The sequence below is a fragment of the Curvibacter sp. GW821-FHT01G03 genome, from assembly GCF_059422285.1.
Window position 1 is genome coordinate 64,067 of record NZ_JBWKWP010000006.1, and the last position, 15,885, is coordinate 79,951.

The window sequence follows — 15,885 nt, forward strand, 5'->3', positions numbered from 1 at the left end:
GCCATGACCCAGGCTGCCCTGCCCAGTACGGCCGTGGTGTTGCTGCACGGCCTGTGCAGCACACCCGACGAGTTGCTGAGCGTGAACGGCCCCTTGCGTCAGTTGGGCTGCAGTGTGGTTCCCTTGCAGATCGCAGGCTATTCCTTCGATGCCGAGCACCCCGAGGCACCGGCCCAGCGCTTTGAGCACTGGGTCCGGGCCGTGCACGCCTGCGTGCGCCATCAGCGCGAAAGCCACCAGCGCGTGGTGCTGGTCGGCATCTCGGCCGGGGCCGGCCTGGCCCTGAGTGCCGCCATGGACCCGGCCACCCCGGTGGACGGCCTGGTGCTGATGTCCACCACCCTGCGCTACGACGGCTGGGCCATTCCACCCTGGCATTTTCTGTTGCCGCTGGCGCTGTACACCCCGATCGGGCGGCTGTGGCAGTACAAGGAAAAGCCCCCCTATGGTGTCAAGAACGAGCGCATCCGGGCCTGGATCGCGCGCGAGCTGGAGAACCGGCGGGTGTCACGTGCGGGCAGTGCCACCCTGGGCGTGAGCTACCTGCGCGAAAACGACCGGCTGCTGCGCCGCCTGCGACGACATCTGGGCCAGGTCATCTGCCCCCACATCCTGGCTTTGCATGCCGAAGAAGACGAGGTTGCCAGCCCGGACAATCTGCGTCTGCTGGCAGTTGGACTATCATCCGCGCCTGTCTCACTCAAGACGGTTACCGTCAGAAACAGCTTTCACATGATCAGTATCGACAATGATCGGCAGCAAGTTGTTCGCGAAACCGTCGATTTCGTGCGCTCGCTGCCCGCGAGCTCTCCTGTGCCCCCGATCTGAGCTGCCAGCCGCCTCCAACATGACTCCCGATATCGACCAGACCATTGCCCAGATCCTGGTGGACAAGTTCCACATCGAAGCCGAACGGGTCAAGCCCGACGCGGCCCTCGAGGACCTGGGTCTGGACTCGCTGGCCCTGATGGAATTCGTCTTCGCCATTGAAGACGCATTTCAGCTTCGCATTCCCGAAGAACGCCTGGACCCGCGCCAGGGTGGCATCACCCTGCAGCACCTGGCCGGCGTGATCCGCGAACACCTGGGCACCAGCCCTAAACCTGCAGGCGCATGAGCAGCACCGCAGCCCGCATCGGGGTAGCGGGCCTGGGCCTGATCAGCCCCCTGGGCCACACCCCGGAAGCCTTCCAGGCCAAGGTGATGGCCGGTGAATCCGCGGTCGGCCCCTGGCTGCTCGACCTGCCGGGCATCGACCCGGTGATCCTGCCTCTGGCCCGCTGCGATTTCAACGACGGTGCGGTGCGCACCCCTTCACGGGTGCCGGCCGACCGTGGCACCTCGATGGCCCTGACGGCGGCCCAGTCGGCCTGGGCCGCCAGCGGGCTGGACATGGCGGGGCTCGATGCCGAGCGCGTCGGCCTGTACTGGGGCAGCGGCATGGCCGGTGCACACAGCTTCGACGCCAGTTGCCACACCTTGTACGGCGAGCACAAGCGCCTGCGCCCGACCACCGTGCTGAGCACCATGCCCAATGCCGCAGTGGCCGAGATCAGCCTGCAGCTCGGCATCCGCGGCCCCTCACTGACCTACGCCTGTGCCTGTGCCTCGTCGGCCGTGGCCATCGGCGAGGCCCTGCGTGCCCTGCGGGGCGGCTGGATCGATGTGGCGGTGGTGGGCGGCCATGAATCCATGCTCAGCCCCGGCGTGCTGGCCAGTTGGCAAGCCATGCGGGTCATGGCCCCGACCGGTCCTGAAGGCAGCCTGGCGGCCTCGGCCTGCCGCCCTTTCTCGGCCGACCGGCACGGGTTCGCCATGGGCGAAGGCGCTGCGGCCCTGGTGTTGGAAAGCCCGGCCCATGCCCTGGCCCGGGGTGCCCAGCACACGCTGTGCCTGTCAGGTTACGCCACCAACAGCGATGCCCGCCACATCAGCCAGCCCGATGCAGCCGGCCAGGTGCGCGCCATGCAGGCCGCCCTGCGTGATGCCGGCCTGCAGCCACAAGACATTGGCTACGTGAATGCCCACGGCACAGCCACCCAGGCCGGCGACCGTGCCGAGGCCGAATCGCTGCAAACGGTGTTCGGGGAACGAGGGGTGGCGGTCAGTTCCACCAAGGCCATTCATGGGCATCTGCTGGGGGCCGGTGGCGCCATGGAACTGGTGGTGGCGTTGCAAGCCCTGGCCACTGGCCAGGTGCCTCCCACCGCCCACCTCCACCAGGCTGACCCGGCCTTTGCACTGGACCTGGTCACCGGTGCAGCCCGCGCCGTGCCTAGCTTGCGCCACGCGATGTCGAATTCATTCGCCTTTGGCGGCACCAACGCCGTGCTGATTGCCAGCCTGACTTGAAGAGTGCCGCGAACCGGCCCTGCGCGGGGCCGGTTCATGCCGGGTTCACATGCCCAGCAGATGGGGTTCGCCAGCCGACGAACCCAGGTAGCCGCCCCGGCGGCTGCTTTGGACCGCACTGGCGTGCTGATCGCTCAGGCGGAACTGGCGCACCACGCTGGCCAGGCGATCCGCCTGCTCACGCAGCGATTCGGCGGCGGCGGCCGACTGCTCGACCAGGGCCGCGTTCTGCTGGGTCATCTGATCGATCTGGTTCACGGACTGGTTCACATCGCCAATGCCGGTGGACTGCTCGGAGGCCGCGGCCGTGATCTCGCCGATGATGTCGCTCACGCGCTGCACGCCGGAAACGATCTCGTCCATGGCCGACCCCGCGTCTTCGACCAGCTTCACGCCGCCATCGACTGCGCTCACGCTGTTCTTGATCAAGCCCTTGATTTCGCTGGCGGCCTCGGCCGAGCGCTGGGCCAGGCCACGCACTTCGCTGGCCACCACGGCAAAGCCACGCCCCTGTTCCCCGGCACGGGCCGCTTCGACGGCTGCGTTCAGGGCCAGGATGTTGGTCTGGAAGGCGATGGTGTCGATCAGTCCGATGATGTCGTTGATCTTGCGGCTGGAGGCCGAGATCTCATGCATGCTGCTGATGGCCTGGCGCACCACCGAGCCGCCGCGCACCGCGGCGGTAGAAGCCGAACCCGAGAGCTGGTTGGCCAACTGAGCCGACGAGGCCGTCTGCTGCACATTGCCCGTCAGGTTGCTGATGGACGACACCGTGGCCTGCACGTTGGATGCCGTCTGCTCGGTGCGGCCCGACAGATCCTGGTTGCCCGAGGCAATCTCATGGCTGGCAGTGGCAATGCTTTCGCTGGCGTCACGCACCTGCGACACCATGGAACCGAGCCCGGCCTGCATGTCGGCCAGGGCGTTCAGCAGATCGGTCACCTCGTCTTTGCCCTCGGCCTCGATGCGGCGCGACAGATCGCCCCCGGCAATGGCCTGCGCGGCCTGGCGGGCCACCTCCAGTGGGCGGCAGATCGAGTGCATGTTCAGCAGGGTCAGGGGCACCACCACGATCACCGTGATCACCACGGCTGCCGCAAACAGCAGTTGGGTCTGCTTGGACACCCGGGCCTGATCGGCCACGGCTTCATTGACCTGGGCCGTCAGGCTCTTTTCGATGGCGGCCACGGCCTTCTCAGCCTCGTCGTACTGGGCCACCGAGCGAGCGCTCATGCGGTTGGCAGTGGTCGCGGACTCATACCCGCCCGACTCCAGTTGATTGGCCACCGAGGCAAACTGATCTCGGTAGGCCACCAGCTTCTGGCCCACGGTTTCCAGTTCAGGCTTGTTGCCCATGGTTTCGCTGCTGGCCATGCGCTTGATCATCTGATCAGCCCGGCCCAGCGACTCCAGCCATTTGGCCCGCAGTTGCTTGACCTGCTCGGGCTTCTCGTACTGGATGATCATGTCCTTCTCGAACCGGCGGGCCTGCCCCAGTTCGGCGCGCAACTCCGCCAGATTGCCCATCGAGGCATAGGAGTGGGTCATGAAATCCTCACTCATGGTCTGGATGCGGAACATGCCCAGCATGCCGGCGCCGCCCAACAGACTCAAGAGTCCCAAGACCACCGCAATGGCGCCGATCATCCGGAAGCGGATGGTGAACAAGCGCATCAGCGCAAACACATTCATACAAGAACCTCCGGGTGGCACTCAGAAATGACAGGCCTCACCTGTGAAATCTGGACAGGGCACAACGTGTGAAGAATTCCCCAGTTTGCCAGACTTTTACGTCTGAAACAGGTCCAGAACAACCCGAGCGACTTCAGGGTCTCCAGCGCTTGAGCAACAGGGCATTGGTCATCACGCTGACCGAGCTCAAGGCCATGGCAGCACCGGCCACCACCGGGCTGAGGAAGCCCAATGCCGCCAGGGGCAGGCCCGCCACGTTGTAGGCAAACGCCCAGAACAGGTTCTGCCAGATCTTGGCCACCGTGCGCCGTGACACCTCCAGCGCCTGGCCGACCAGGGCCACGTCGCCACGCATCAGCGTGATGCCGGCAGCGTGCATCGCCACATCAGTCCCGGTTCCCATGGCCATGCCCACATCGGCCGCGGCCAGAGCCGGGGCATCGTTGACGCCATCGCCCACCATCAGCACCGTGGCACCCGCCTGTTTCAGATCGCGGATGTGCGCCGCCTTGTCGGCCGGCAGCACCTCGGCCACCACCTCGTCCGGGCCCAGGCCCAGGCGTTGGCCCATGGCCAGCGCCGCGACCCGGTTGTCCCCCGACAGCATCAGGATCCGCAGCCCACGATCGCGCAGCCCCGACAGGGCCTGGGCCGCACCCGGTTTGGGTTCATCGGCAAAACCCAACAAGGCGCAGGCCTCCAGCCCCTCGGGCCGGCGGCGCATCAGCACCGACACCGTCGCGCCCTGGGCTTGCAAGGCGGCCAGCGGCGCCGGCAACCAGCCGGGGGCCAGCCCCAGTTCATTCATCCAGCGCAAGCTGCCCAGCAGCCATGCCTGGCCGGCCACCTCGCCCTGGCTGCCGCGCCCGACCACCGCCTGCACCGCGTTGGCCGCCTGCAACACCAGCCCACGCTGTTGGGCCTCGGCCAACACCGCCCGGGCCAGCGGGTGCTCGCTGCCGGCCTGCAGACTGGCCGCCGCCAGCAACAAGGGCGACGGCGCCAGGCCGGGTGCGGGCTCGAACGCCAGCAAGCGCGGCTGTCCCACGGTCAGGGTGCCGGTCTTGTCGAACACCACGGTGTCGACCCGGCGAGCCAATTCCAGCGCCTGGGCATCCTTGATGAGAATGCCATGGCGTGCCGCCACCCCGGTTCCGGCCATGATGGCCGCCGGTGTGGCCAGGCCCAGCGCACAGGGGCAGGCAATCACCAGCACCGCCACCGCATGGATCAGCGCCGGCTCCAAGGCCCCGGCATGCCACCACCAGGCCCCGAGGGTGATCAGGGCCAGGCCCAGCACCACCGGCACAAACACGGCAGACACCTGGTCGGCCAGCCGCTGGATGGGCGGCTTGCCCGCCTGGGCGTCCTCCACCAGCCGGATGATGGCTGCCAGCACCGTCTCCTGACCCACGGCCGTCACCTGCATCAGCAATCGGCCTTCGCCATTGATCGAGCCGCCGGTCAGGACTGCGCCCAGCGCCTTGGGTACCGGCAAAGGCTCGCCGGTGAGCATGGATTCATCGACCTGGGACTCGCCCTCTTGCACCAGACCGTCCACGGGCAGGCGTTCGCCCGGTCGCACCACCAGCCGATCGCCTACCAGCACCTCACCCAAGGGCACGTCCACCTCGCCCTCGGCCGTCAACAAGTGGGCCTGATCGGGACGCAGGGCATGCAAGGCGCGGATCGCTGAGGTGGTCTGGCGTTTGGCGCGGGCCTCCAGCCACTTGCCCAGCAGAACCAAGGTGATCACCACGGCCGAGGCCTCGAAATACAGGTGGGGCATCTGATCGGGCGGCGTGTTCAGCCACAGCCAGATCGACAGGCCATAGCCTGCGGATGTGCCCAGCGACACCAGCAGGTCCATGTTGCCCGTGCCCGCTTTCAAGGCATGCCAGCCAGCCTTGTAGAAACGGGCGCCAAGACCGAACTGCACCGGCGTGGCCAACAACCATTGCCACCAGGCCGGCAGCATCCAGTGCCGGCCCGCCAGGTCGCCCAACATGGGCACCACCAGGGGCAATGACAGCAGCAAACCCAAGGCCACCGGCCCGAAACCCGACCACGGCGACAGCTCGGCGGGATCTTCCAGGCCAGCCACCCGGGGCTCATAACCGGCGTCCCGCACCGAGCGACGCAACAGGGCTTCCGCCTGGGGGCTGGCCTGCACCACCACCCGGGCCGATTCGGTGGCCAGGTTCACGGTGGCCTGCTGGACACCAGGCACCTTGCGCAGCGCACGCTCAACCCGGCTCACGCAAGAGGCACAGGTCATGCCGCCAATGCCGATGTCCAGCGTGCAGACGTCGGTCGAAGCCGGCTCGGACCGGGGGGAAGCGTCAATCGAAGATGGAGAAGTCATGTTGGCAAGCCTAAAGCCTCCCACCATGGCAAGGTCAATGAAAAAGTTGGATATCCAGATCGGGCTGTGTTTGAAGATTCACAGCCGCCTGTATTCCAGTCCCTATGTGTTTATGTCGGCCCCGTAGTTCTTCGATGGCTCCGGTGGAGCGGGCGGGAGTTCAGCCTTCGAGGTGCTCTTCCTAGGCATCAGAACTGGCTTCCCGATGCGACTAGGGGAAGCTAGAGCCGTAGCGTCATCTGGTGTACCGTAACCCGCAACTTTATCCACCATCGCCAGGTTAGGTTCACCTCGCAATTCGAACTGGGGTCGAGATAGATCGTGCTTTTATGCGCCTTCGGTGAACAGAATCTTGGCTCGCAGCGACTCTAAGCTGGAGCCGCGCCCCAGCCGGTTCATCACACGGATTAGGCTGTTCAGGAGCTAGGTCAAGGCGTTCGTAAACAGATGCTTGAAGTCGTTGAGGATGAACAGCTGCTCAATCGTGAAGACGCGGATGCCACTCCCACAGATATCTCGCACCTAGGACACCAGCAACCGAGGGGTTGCCGGACCTTTCACAAACGGCGTAAAGGCCTTCCTTGAGGAAGTTAGCGGAACTCATCTATTGAATTCAGTTCAGGGGAATGGGTTGAACGCCATACCGTTGCATCGCAGAGTTGATCTGGGAAGCCTCTTGGGTATCAGGAAACAATCGATAGCTTGGCGCAACAATTGGCTCAACTGATTGCACATCAATCACGAACAGGGACATGAACGAAAACCGTTCCCCAGCAAGAGCGGCGAGGGGAGAGGCAAAGCCCGGGAAGGCTTCGTCTCCAATTCGTATTGCAGAAGCTTTGCCTTTGATCTTGAACCCTTTCTGAGTGAATACATCCACAAAGCTCACGCACACCTGTGGGTTCGTTTGAATATTCCTCAGACTGCCTGGCGAGGCAATATTCGCAATCAGCAGCAAACCGTTGCCAGATGCACAGAAAATTTCCTTCGGAGAAACGTTAGGACAGCCGTTTTCGTCGATGGTTGCCAGCCAACACAGCACTGACTTCTGCAGATAGAGCAAAACGGTGCTGTCCATCACCGAAGGATGTCTGTCAATGGTCATGGTTTCATCCATTCTTTATTGGGATTGCGAGGTAGGGGGCACGCTCACCTGATTGACTCACGCGTACGGGCGGGTAGGCCACCTTGGATCGTTTTCCAGACGATTTCCAAATCCACCTAGTCATAGCCGTGCGAGACGCGATGGGTCATCGCGCAAATGACCTGCCAGGGTATGTCGTCGTGCTGCGCGGCGAATGCCGGGGCCACGTGCCGCGTGTTGTTCGATGCCTCGTCGAAGATCTCTATATTGCGGATTGAGGCAACGGCTCAAAGGGTTTTACGGCTTCTTCTCCCGCAACACAAGGCAGCTTTGCAACAAGGTGACAGAGGCCGATTTAGGCGCAGGAAACACCGTCAAACCCAGATCCCTAAAAATGAAACCCGAAAATACAGCGCAAGGCTTGACCTTCCCACGGTGGCAAGCTTGATCATCACCCCCACGGTCTGAATCCAGACCCCTTCAGGAGAAAGCTCATGGAACATCAATTTCAAGTGCAGGGCATGACCTGCGGCCATTGCGAACGCGCCGTCACCCAGGCCGTCAAGGCTGTCGACCCTCTGGCCCAGGTGCAGATCGACCGCCCAAGCGGTCAGGTCACGGTACAAAGCGAAAAACCTCGCGAACCCCTGGCCGCGGCCATCGCCGAGGAAGGCTACGCCGTCGCCGCATGACACCGAGCCCACAGCGCCGCCAAGACACCGGGCCCGTGCAGATCGGGGAAGCGGCTCGCCTGGCCGGGGTGTCAGCCAAGATGGTCCGTCACTACGAATCATTGGGCCTGCTCGCTGCCGTGCAACGCACCGACAGCGGTTACCGCCTGTATGGTCAGGCCGATGTGCATCGGCTGCGCTTCATCCGGCGCAGCCGCGAGCTGGGTTTTTCGATGGCCGAGATCGCCGAACTGCTGGGCCTGTGGGGCAATCAGGAACGCACCAGCGCCAGCGTCAAACGCATCGCCCAACACCATGTGGATGAGTTGTCGCGCCGCATCGCGGCCATGCAGGCCATGCAACGCTCGCTGCAACACCTGCTGCAGTGCTGCTCGGGTGACGAACGCCCGGAATGCCCGATCCTGGACGACCTGGCGGGCCTGCATGAGGCCGAAGCCAACCCCTGTGCGGGCTCGTGCCCATCGGTAGAACATTGACACAGATCATGTCGATGATACCCCGTGGGGTATCAAATTCAGTCTTCAACAACCCTTCTGGAGCTATTCATGACCAAGAACGTCGGCGGTATCGACCGCATCCTGCGCATTGCCGTGGGCGCCGTGCTGGTGGCCCTGGCAGCCACGGGCACCGTGGGGCTGTGGGGCTGGATCGGTGTTGTGCCGCTGGCCACCGGTCTGCTGGGCTGGTGCCCGCCTTACCAATTGCTGGGCTGGAACACCTGCGGCCTGCGCAAGGATTGAAGCGGTTTCAGCGCCACAGCGCATAGGCCACGCCGATGGCGGCCAACAGGCCCACGGCGTCGGCCACCAGGGCACACACCAGGGCATGGCGGGTGTGGCGGATGCCCACGCTGCCGAAATACACGGCCAGCACGTAGAACGTGGTTTCAGTCGATCCCTGGATGATGGCGGCCAGGCGTCCCACAAACGAATCCACGCCGTGGGTCTGCAACACGTCGACCATCAGCCCACGCGCCCCGGCACCTGAAAGCACCTTCATCAACCCCACCGGCAAGGCGGGCAGAAAAGCCGTGTCCCAACCCAGGGCCGACACGCCCTGGCCCAACCAGCCCATCAGGGCATCCATGCAGCCAGCCGCACGGAACGCCCCCACCGCGACCAGCATCGCCACCAGGTAGGGCACGATCTGCACCGCCACGCTGAAGCCTTCGCGAGCGCCTTCGATGAAGGCCTCGTAGACCGGTACCCGGCGCCAGCTGCCCACCCCAAGGAACAGCATCACCAGCGCCACAATCAGAAAAGCCCCCACCGCCCCCGTGAGGCGAGAAGCCTGCTCGGCTGGCAGGCTGGCCAGGCCGGCCACCACCGCCAGCAGGCCAGCCACCGCCGCCAGCCCGGTCAGCCAGAAACGGGGCCGCCACCAGGCCATGCGCTGGGCCACGGCCACCGCCAGCACGCCGGCCAGCAAGGACGTGAGGGTGACCACCAGGGTGGGCAAGAAAATATCGGCGGCATTGAAGGACAGCAGGCCCTGCTTCAAGGCCACGCTCTGCCGGATGGCAATCACCGAGCTCGGGATCAGCGTCAGGCCGGCGGTGTTGAGCACCACGAACATCACCTGCGCATGGCTGGCCACCTCCGGCTGGGGGTTGAGCGTCTGCAACTCCCGCATGGCCTGCAAACCCAGTGGGGTGGCGGCGTTGTCCAGACCCAGCAGGTTGGCCGACAGATTGAGCGTCATCGCCCCTTGCGCCGCATGCCCAGCCGGCACCTCCGGAAACAGACGTCGCAGCACCGGGCTGGCCAAGCGCGCCAGGCTGGCCACCATGCCGGCCTTTTCGCCGACACGCATCAGGCCCAGCCACAAGGTCATGATGCCGGCCAGGCCCAGCGACAACTCAAAGCCCGACCGGGCTGAATCAAACATCGCCCCGAGCAGGCCCGGAAAGGCCGCGGCATCCCCCCCCACCAGCCAACGCCACAGCGCTGCGGCAAAAGCCGTGCCGAACAGACCGACCCAGACAAGGTTCAAGGCCATGGCGAAATTTCAGTCAAATGTCAGCAAATATCAGCAGATTTCAGCCGAAGTCAGCGCACTCAGAAAGGCGGCGAATCGTCCTCGTCTGCCGAGGCTGCCGCCCCCGGGGCCACCGGCTGCGCGGCCTGGGCCTCCGCCGGGGCCAGGCTGGGCCGCTGGGCTTCCCCCCCCAGCGCATTGATCAGGTCGGGCAGCATCTGCACCAATTCACCGGTGGCGATGGCCACATCGGCGTCAAAACCACCGTCGTCGGCCGATTTACCCTCGAACACCACGTCCTGGAAACTGATTTTCTTGAGCTGCATGCCCTCGGTCAGCATGAAGGAGACCCGGTCATCCCAACTCAAGGCCAGCCGGGTGGGCAGCTTGCCCTGGGCGATGTGTTGCTTGACCTCGTCGTTGTCGAGCGGGTGGCGGGCGTAGCGCACCACCGACTTGGATTCATCTCCGGCCTTGAGCTCGCATTCCTGCTCAATGGCAAAGCCCGCCGGTGGCTCCTGGGTGGTCAGCCACTCGGCCATGGCGCTCACCGGGCTGATCTGGGTGTCGAGCAGGGCCACGGCAAAACCATCGAGCGACTTGACCAGAGCGGTCACCACCTCATCGGCCCGCCCCTGGCTGCCCGCTTCGATCATCAGCAGGCGCGCCGACTGATCGATCCAGACCAACACCGAGCCCTGCTTGGAAAAGGCCATCGGCAGCAGGCTGTGCTTGATCTCTTCCTTGAGTTCCTTGGTTTCCTTCTTGCCGGGCTTGCGGCCGGTGGTCTGCTCGATCTGCTGGGCCCGTTCCTTGGCCTTGCGATTGAGCACCGAGCCGGGCACGCTTTTCACCTCGATCATGAACTTCAGGATCCACTGCCCGCCCACCGACTCCAGCAAGGGGCCGTGGGCATCGCCACGGGGTTCGACCCAGCCGACGGATTTCTCCTGGCTGGCACCGCATTCCACGTAGCGCACCTTGTCGAGCGCCGCTTCCACCTCTTCCATGGAGGCCGTCCAGCCTTCACCCAGGCGGTAAACAATCAAATTCTTGAACACTGAAATCCCTTGAATCAAAAAGGCATCCGGGAACTGTGAATTTCGACAGGTCCCCACCCCTCCATTGTGAGGGCTGGCGGGGGCCTGCAGCTTTACTTAGTCTCACCGCCCACTCATGGCCGCGAAACAGCATCCCAGCAGACTGGGAACCCTGTTGATGTGCCCCCCGGCACGCCAGCTCCCCTGAAAGGAAAGCCATGAAATCACTGACCAAGATCGGATGGTCTGCCTACCTGCTGGTCGCCACGGCCTGCATCGGTCTGGCCCAGGCGGCCCCCACCACGGATGGGGTGACCAACACGCCCTCCCCACGCAGCATGCAGTTCAGCGACTCAGGCCACCATCGACCCGACCCGGCCCGCCGACTGGCCCGATTCGAACGCCACAGTGCCGAACTCAAGGCCCGGCTCAAATTGCGGGCCGATCAGGAAACCGCCTGGACAGCCTTCACCAACGCGATCAAACCGCCGGCCTCCCCACCCACCCGGCCTGACCGGGCCGAATTGGCCCAGCTCAGCACGCCTGAGCGCCTGGACCGACTGGAAACCCTGCACCAGCAGCGCGCTCAAAGCATGGGCCAGCGGCACCAGGCGACCAAGTCGCTTTATGCAGCACTCGATGCCGAACAGCAAAAAGTGTTTGATGCCGAAGCCCAGCGCCTGATGGCCCCCAGGTCAGGCCCAGAACACGGCATGCACCACCCCCATCACCCAGCCTGAGAAAAGGAGGCCAGCACAACACAGGACGCCAGACCCTTCCAAGATTGATCACGCGCAACCCCCCAGCACCGTCAGGTCCTGGGGGGTTTGTTTTTTGCATTATGAAATCCACGAGTCAAAAATGCCGCGGAAAACCCTGGGGATAGCGCAAGAACAACTCGGGGTTTGTCCACAGCCGCCGCGCAGCGATCCCAGTTGTCCCCGGCCAAGCCCGAAATTCCCAGGCCTCGTCCCACAAGGTTTGAAGTGTGACAAGTATTTGATTTAAATAGAAAAAAGTGACTTATCCACAGAAAAGTACCTTGCTTATTACTACTACTATTTAAATAAATTAAATACAAAGAAGAAGTCAGGGACACCCGCACGGGTCCATGGAAGACGCGTTTTTCTTGAATGGGGTGCTGTGGTGAGCAACGAATCGGGCGTCTGAAAAACAAGTTCAAAGGTCTTCGGCCACCCTGACCACACAGGCCGCCCGACCTGAACAGCCTTGATGACCCGGTTGTGCGCTGCCCAGAGCACCAGAAACCCCTGCACAAGCTCTTTTTTTCCAGGTCCGGCAGGGTGACCCCTTGCATCACAGGCCAGCTTTCGCCAACTCAGGCGCTCCAAAATCGTTGAAGCAGGGCTCAGGCCACAGCAGATGGGCAAAAAAACCCTGTCGCGCGTCCCTTCAGCCAACGGCGTTGGTTGACTGTTGTTTTATTGATCAACGCTGTTCGAGCCCTCCAAAGAGGGTCTGCACGGGACAAGTTTGGGGATAAATCCAGAACAAGCCCCTGCTTGTCCACAGGCTGGCGCATCAAGCCAAAGTTGTTGATGAAAGTGAAACACCTTGAGAGCAGAGCTGCGCACAGGCTTCAATCATCTGCAAGTTATTGTCAAAGATAGAGAAAGATGAGTTATCCACAGACTAGGACGCCCCTTACTACTACTACTATTTCAATATATTGAATACAAAGAAGAAGTCAGGGACAACTGGGTGGCCCCAAATGTGATTGAAATGCGGGTCATAAATGATTTCCGCTCTTTTCCGTCGGTCTGGAATGTAAAAATTGCCCGTTTTGGCGCTTTGAACGCGTTTTTGTCGCCAGAATCACGGTTCGCTGCTGGGTCTGTGCCCTGGCAAAACCTGTTTGTCCTCCCTTTTTTGATGCTTTTTTCTGTTCCAAACACGGATGGGTCCGGTGAACGTCGCCTGCATGGGTGGTGCTTTCACACGCCGATACCCATGCGCTGCGATGCCAACCGGTTACGGTGGACGGGCTGCGCACGTTCATGAACTGGATGGGAAACCCGGGGCAGGAGCAGGCCCGAAAGCTCAGCTTGCAGCGCTATCAAGTGCTCGACACCGAAGCCGAGGCCCCTTTTGACGAATTGACCCAGTTGGCCACCCGTTTGCTGGGGGTGTCGACGGCCTTGGTGGGCTTTCTGGATGACCCACGCTGGTGGTTCAAGTCCCGGGTGGGGTTTTCGCTGGAACAATTGCCCCTGGAGCAGTCGTTTTGCCGCGAAATGTTGTCCACAGGTCAAATGCTGACGGTGGATGACGCCAGCATCGACCCCCGTTTTGCCCAGCATCCTCTGGTGTTGGACGGGCCCCAGATCCGCGCCTATGCCGGCGTGCCTTTGATCAATGATGAAGGCCATCTGCTGGGCAGCCTGTGTGCTTTGGACTCTTCGCCACGTCAGTGGCTCGAAGCGGATCGGGTCCAACTGCGTCTGCTGGCCGACCTGGTCATGGCACGCCTGGAATTGCGCCGTCGCCAGATCGAGCTGGCGGCGACCCATCAACGGCTGAGCCACAAGGAGCGCCTAGGGGCGGCCTGTGAACAACAGCTGAACCAGTTGGCCCGTTGGATGCCGACGGCGATCTATCAATTTCGCCTGTCTTCGCCCGGTGTCGGGTCGTTTCCTTTTGCCAGCCATGCGTTCCTGGATCTGTTCGGCTTGGCGCCGGAGATCTTGAAAGCCGACGCAGCGCCGTTTTTTGAGCAATTGCATGTCGATGACCGCGAAGCGATGAGGCAATCGGTGCTGGCTTGCGAAAAGACGCTGACGCCCTGGTCCATGGAGTTCCGCAGCCATCTGCCAGACGGCCGGCTGGAGTGGTTTCAGGGCAAGTCGAGGCCGACCATGGAGCCTGACGGCTCGGTGCTCTGGCACGGGCTTTTCATCCGAATCTCTGACCGCCGCCGTGCCGAGCAGGAACTGCGCGAGGCCGAGGCACGCTGGAAATTCGCACTCGAGGGGGCTGCTGCCGGGGTCTGGGACTGGAACATCGAAAGCAACGAACACTATTTTTCGCCTCAGTACCGCGCCTTGTATGGCTACGGCGAGGCTGAAGCGTTGCCGGGCGATGATCCCGATGCTTGGGTGCATCCGGAAGACCTGGCCGCCCACCAGGCGGCCCGCCAGCAGCATTTCGAGGGTGTCGCCCCTTTGTTTCGCAGCGAGCACCGGGCACGTTGCCGTGACGGACAATGGAAATGGATCCTCAGCCGTGGTCTGGTGGTGGCCCGGGATGCCCAGGGTTGCCCCTTGCGCATGATCGGGACCCACACCGACATCACCGAACGCAAGTTGACCGATGAGGACAACTTCCGGCGTGCCTACTATGACCCGCTGACCAGCCTGCCCAACCGGGCGTTGATGGTGGCCAAGCTGTTCGAGTGGCTGCAGGCTTGCCCGCCCGAAGGGTCGGGTGCCGTCATCCATGTGGATCTTGACGGCTTCAAGCGCCTCAACCATGCGCGAGGCCATGGCCAGGGCGATGTGCTGTTGCGCAGTGTGGCGCGGCGGTTGAGTGAATCGCTGGGCCCGGACGCCATCCTGGCCCGCCTGGGAGCCGACGAGTTCGTGGTGCTGTTGCCACATCTGCCGCGTTCTGCATCGTTGCTTCCGTGGCAACAGGCTCAGGCCCTGGCCGAGCAGTTGCGGGTGGCCTTGCTGCAACCCTTGCCGCTGGGAGACCAGAGCTTCAGCGTGACCGCCAGCCTGGGCGTCACCGTGTGCCCACAACTCGATCAGGGGTCGGATCAGGGGGCCTACCCCGACGCTGAAGATGTGCTGCGCCAGGCTGACGCCGCCATGAACCATGCCAAGGCCACCGGGGCCAACCGGGTGGCCTTGTTCGAGCCCGGTATGCAGACCGAGATCGAAAAACGGTTTTTGATCGAAGAAGACCTCAAGCACGCGCTGCAGGATCAGCAACTGTCGCTGCACGTGCAACCCCAGTTCAGCACCGGGCAGGTGGTGATCGGGGCCGAATTGTTGATCCGTTGGCAACACCCGGTGCGAGGAGCGGTGTCGCCGGTGGAGTTCATCCCGGTGGCCGAGACCTCGGGCCTGATCGTGCCCCTGGGTGAATGGGTGCTGGAGCAGGCCGTGCAGGCCTTGCTGCAGTTGCAGGCGGCCGGGCTGGCGTTCCCGTTGTCGGTGAACGTGAGCCCCAGGCAGTTTCGCCAGCCTGATTTCGTGGAGCGGGTGCGCGCCCTGTTGCAACGCAGCGGTGCCCCGGCCAACCGCCTGATCTTCGAAATCACCGAAGGCTTGCTGCTGGAGCGTTCAGACAGCGTGCAGTCGCAGATGGACGAGCTGATCGCACTGGGCATCCGTTTCTCGATCGATGATTTCGGCACGGGTTTTTCCAGCCTGGGCTACCTCAAGCGGCTGCCGATCCATGAGATCAAGATCGATCGCAGTTTCATCGATGGCATTCCAGAGGATGATGGCGATGTGGCCATCGTGCGTTCGGTGCTGTTGATGGCGCGCCAGTTCCGGCTGCAGGTGATTGCCGAAGGGGTGGAGAACGAACGCCAGGTGGCGTTCCTGTTTGCCCACGGATGCGATGGGCTGCAGGGGTATCACTTTGCGCGCCCCACCCCCTTGTTGCCCTGGCTGGCCAGCTGTACCCGGGGCGAGGCCCCGGCCTGACGCCGGG

Annotated in this window: 14 protein-coding genes; 8 read left to right on the top strand and 6 right to left on the bottom strand. The window is 63.3% G+C overall.

Translation table 11 applies throughout. The features are described 5' to 3' along the window. Positions 1-3 precede the first annotated feature (3 nt). The 3 genes from AC07VS_RS09740 to AC07VS_RS09750 are packed head-to-tail and all read left to right on the top strand — an operon-like array spanning position 4 to position 2,352. Positions 4-828 carry an alpha/beta hydrolase gene (locus AC07VS_RS09740; protein WP_492349479.1) on the top strand — a complete coding sequence of 275 codons (825 nt, stop codon included), beginning with the start codon at positions 4-6 and terminating at the stop codon, positions 826-828. A 19-nt stretch (positions 829-847) separates the two neighbouring features. Then, positions 848-1,117: an acyl carrier protein gene (locus tag AC07VS_RS09745; RefSeq protein ID WP_492349478.1), complete on the top strand. Its 270-nt coding sequence runs from the start codon at positions 848-850 to the stop codon at positions 1,115-1,117. Further along, on the top strand, positions 1,114-2,352 hold the full coding sequence (locus AC07VS_RS09750) for a beta-ketoacyl-[acyl-carrier-protein] synthase family protein (RefSeq protein ID WP_494750849.1): 1,239 nt from the start codon (positions 1,114-1,116) through the stop codon (positions 2,350-2,352). Before AC07VS_RS09745 ends, AC07VS_RS09750 begins: the two co-directional genes overlap by 4 nt. Positions 2,353-2,397: 45 nt before the next feature. On the opposite strand, the gene AC07VS_RS09755 is transcribed toward AC07VS_RS09750, so the two are convergent. The 3 genes from AC07VS_RS09755 to AC07VS_RS09765 form a co-directional block, all read right to left on the bottom strand. Beyond that, positions 2,398-4,044, bottom strand: coding sequence for a methyl-accepting chemotaxis protein (locus AC07VS_RS09755; RefSeq protein ID WP_494655878.1), 1,647 nt, complete (start codon positions 4,042-4,044; stop codon positions 2,398-2,400). A gap of 133 nt (positions 4,045-4,177) precedes the next feature. Further along, a complete protein-coding gene (locus AC07VS_RS09760) occupies positions 4,178-6,409 on the bottom strand; it encodes a heavy metal translocating P-type ATPase (RefSeq protein ID WP_494655877.1) in 2,232 nt (743 codons plus the stop codon). Between the two features lie 613 nt (positions 6,410-7,022). Beyond that, a complete protein-coding gene (locus tag AC07VS_RS09765; protein ID WP_494750850.1) occupies positions 7,023-7,526 on the bottom strand; it encodes a pyridoxamine 5'-phosphate oxidase family protein in 504 nt (167 codons plus the stop codon). 461 nt (positions 7,527-7,987) lie between these two features. On the opposite strand from AC07VS_RS09765, the gene AC07VS_RS09770 reads away from it, so the two are divergent. The 3 genes from AC07VS_RS09770 to AC07VS_RS09780 all read left to right on the top strand — a co-directional run bounded on the left by AC07VS_RS09770 (position 7,988) and on the right by AC07VS_RS09780 (position 8,925). After that, positions 7,988-8,185, top strand: a complete 198-nt coding sequence (locus tag AC07VS_RS09770) for a heavy-metal-associated domain-containing protein (RefSeq protein WP_492349474.1) — start codon at positions 7,988-7,990, stop codon at positions 8,183-8,185. Next, complete coding sequence (gene cueR, locus AC07VS_RS09775; RefSeq protein ID WP_492349473.1) at positions 8,182-8,661, top strand: Cu(I)-responsive transcriptional regulator; 480 nt, start codon at positions 8,182-8,184, stop codon at positions 8,659-8,661. The genes AC07VS_RS09770 and cueR overlap by 4 nt, the downstream gene beginning before the upstream one ends. A 69-nt stretch (positions 8,662-8,730) precedes the next feature. Beyond that, positions 8,731-8,925, top strand: coding sequence for a YgaP family membrane protein (locus AC07VS_RS09780; protein WP_492349472.1), 195 nt, complete (start codon positions 8,731-8,733; stop codon positions 8,923-8,925). 7 nt (positions 8,926-8,932) lie between these two features. Here the strand turns inward: AC07VS_RS09780 and AC07VS_RS09785 are convergent, their stop codons facing one another. Together AC07VS_RS09785 and AC07VS_RS09790 are read right to left on the bottom strand one after the other, a co-directional pair. Beyond that, positions 8,933-10,183, bottom strand: a complete 1,251-nt coding sequence (locus tag AC07VS_RS09785; RefSeq protein WP_494750851.1) for a nucleoside recognition domain-containing protein — start codon at positions 10,181-10,183, stop codon at positions 8,933-8,935. Positions 10,184-10,242: 59 nt separating this feature from the next. Further along, a complete protein-coding gene (locus AC07VS_RS09790) occupies positions 10,243-11,223 on the bottom strand; it encodes a recombination-associated protein RdgC (RefSeq protein WP_492349470.1) in 981 nt (326 codons plus the stop codon). Positions 11,224-11,420: 197 nt separating this feature from the next. On the opposite strand from AC07VS_RS09790, the gene AC07VS_RS09795 reads away from it, so the two are divergent. Continuing rightward, a complete protein-coding gene (locus AC07VS_RS09795; RefSeq protein WP_494750852.1) occupies positions 11,421-11,942 on the top strand; it encodes a Spy/CpxP family protein refolding chaperone in 522 nt (173 codons plus the stop codon). Between the two features lie 1,010 nt (positions 11,943-12,952). Here AC07VS_RS09795 and AC07VS_RS09800 read toward each other — a convergent pair. Further along, positions 12,953-13,222 carry a hypothetical protein gene (locus AC07VS_RS09800; RefSeq protein ID WP_494655873.1) on the bottom strand — a complete coding sequence of 90 codons (270 nt, stop codon included), beginning with the start codon at positions 13,220-13,222 and terminating at the stop codon, positions 12,953-12,955. On the opposite strand from AC07VS_RS09800, the gene AC07VS_RS09805 reads away from it, so the two are divergent. Beyond that, the gene (locus tag AC07VS_RS09805; protein ID WP_494750853.1) at positions 13,221-15,878 is read left to right on the top strand and encodes a sensor domain-containing phosphodiesterase; all 2,658 of its coding nucleotides are present in this window, start codon (positions 13,221-13,223) and stop codon (positions 15,876-15,878) included. The genes AC07VS_RS09800 and AC07VS_RS09805 overlap by 2 nt on opposite strands. Positions 15,879-15,885: the final 7 nt, after the last annotated feature.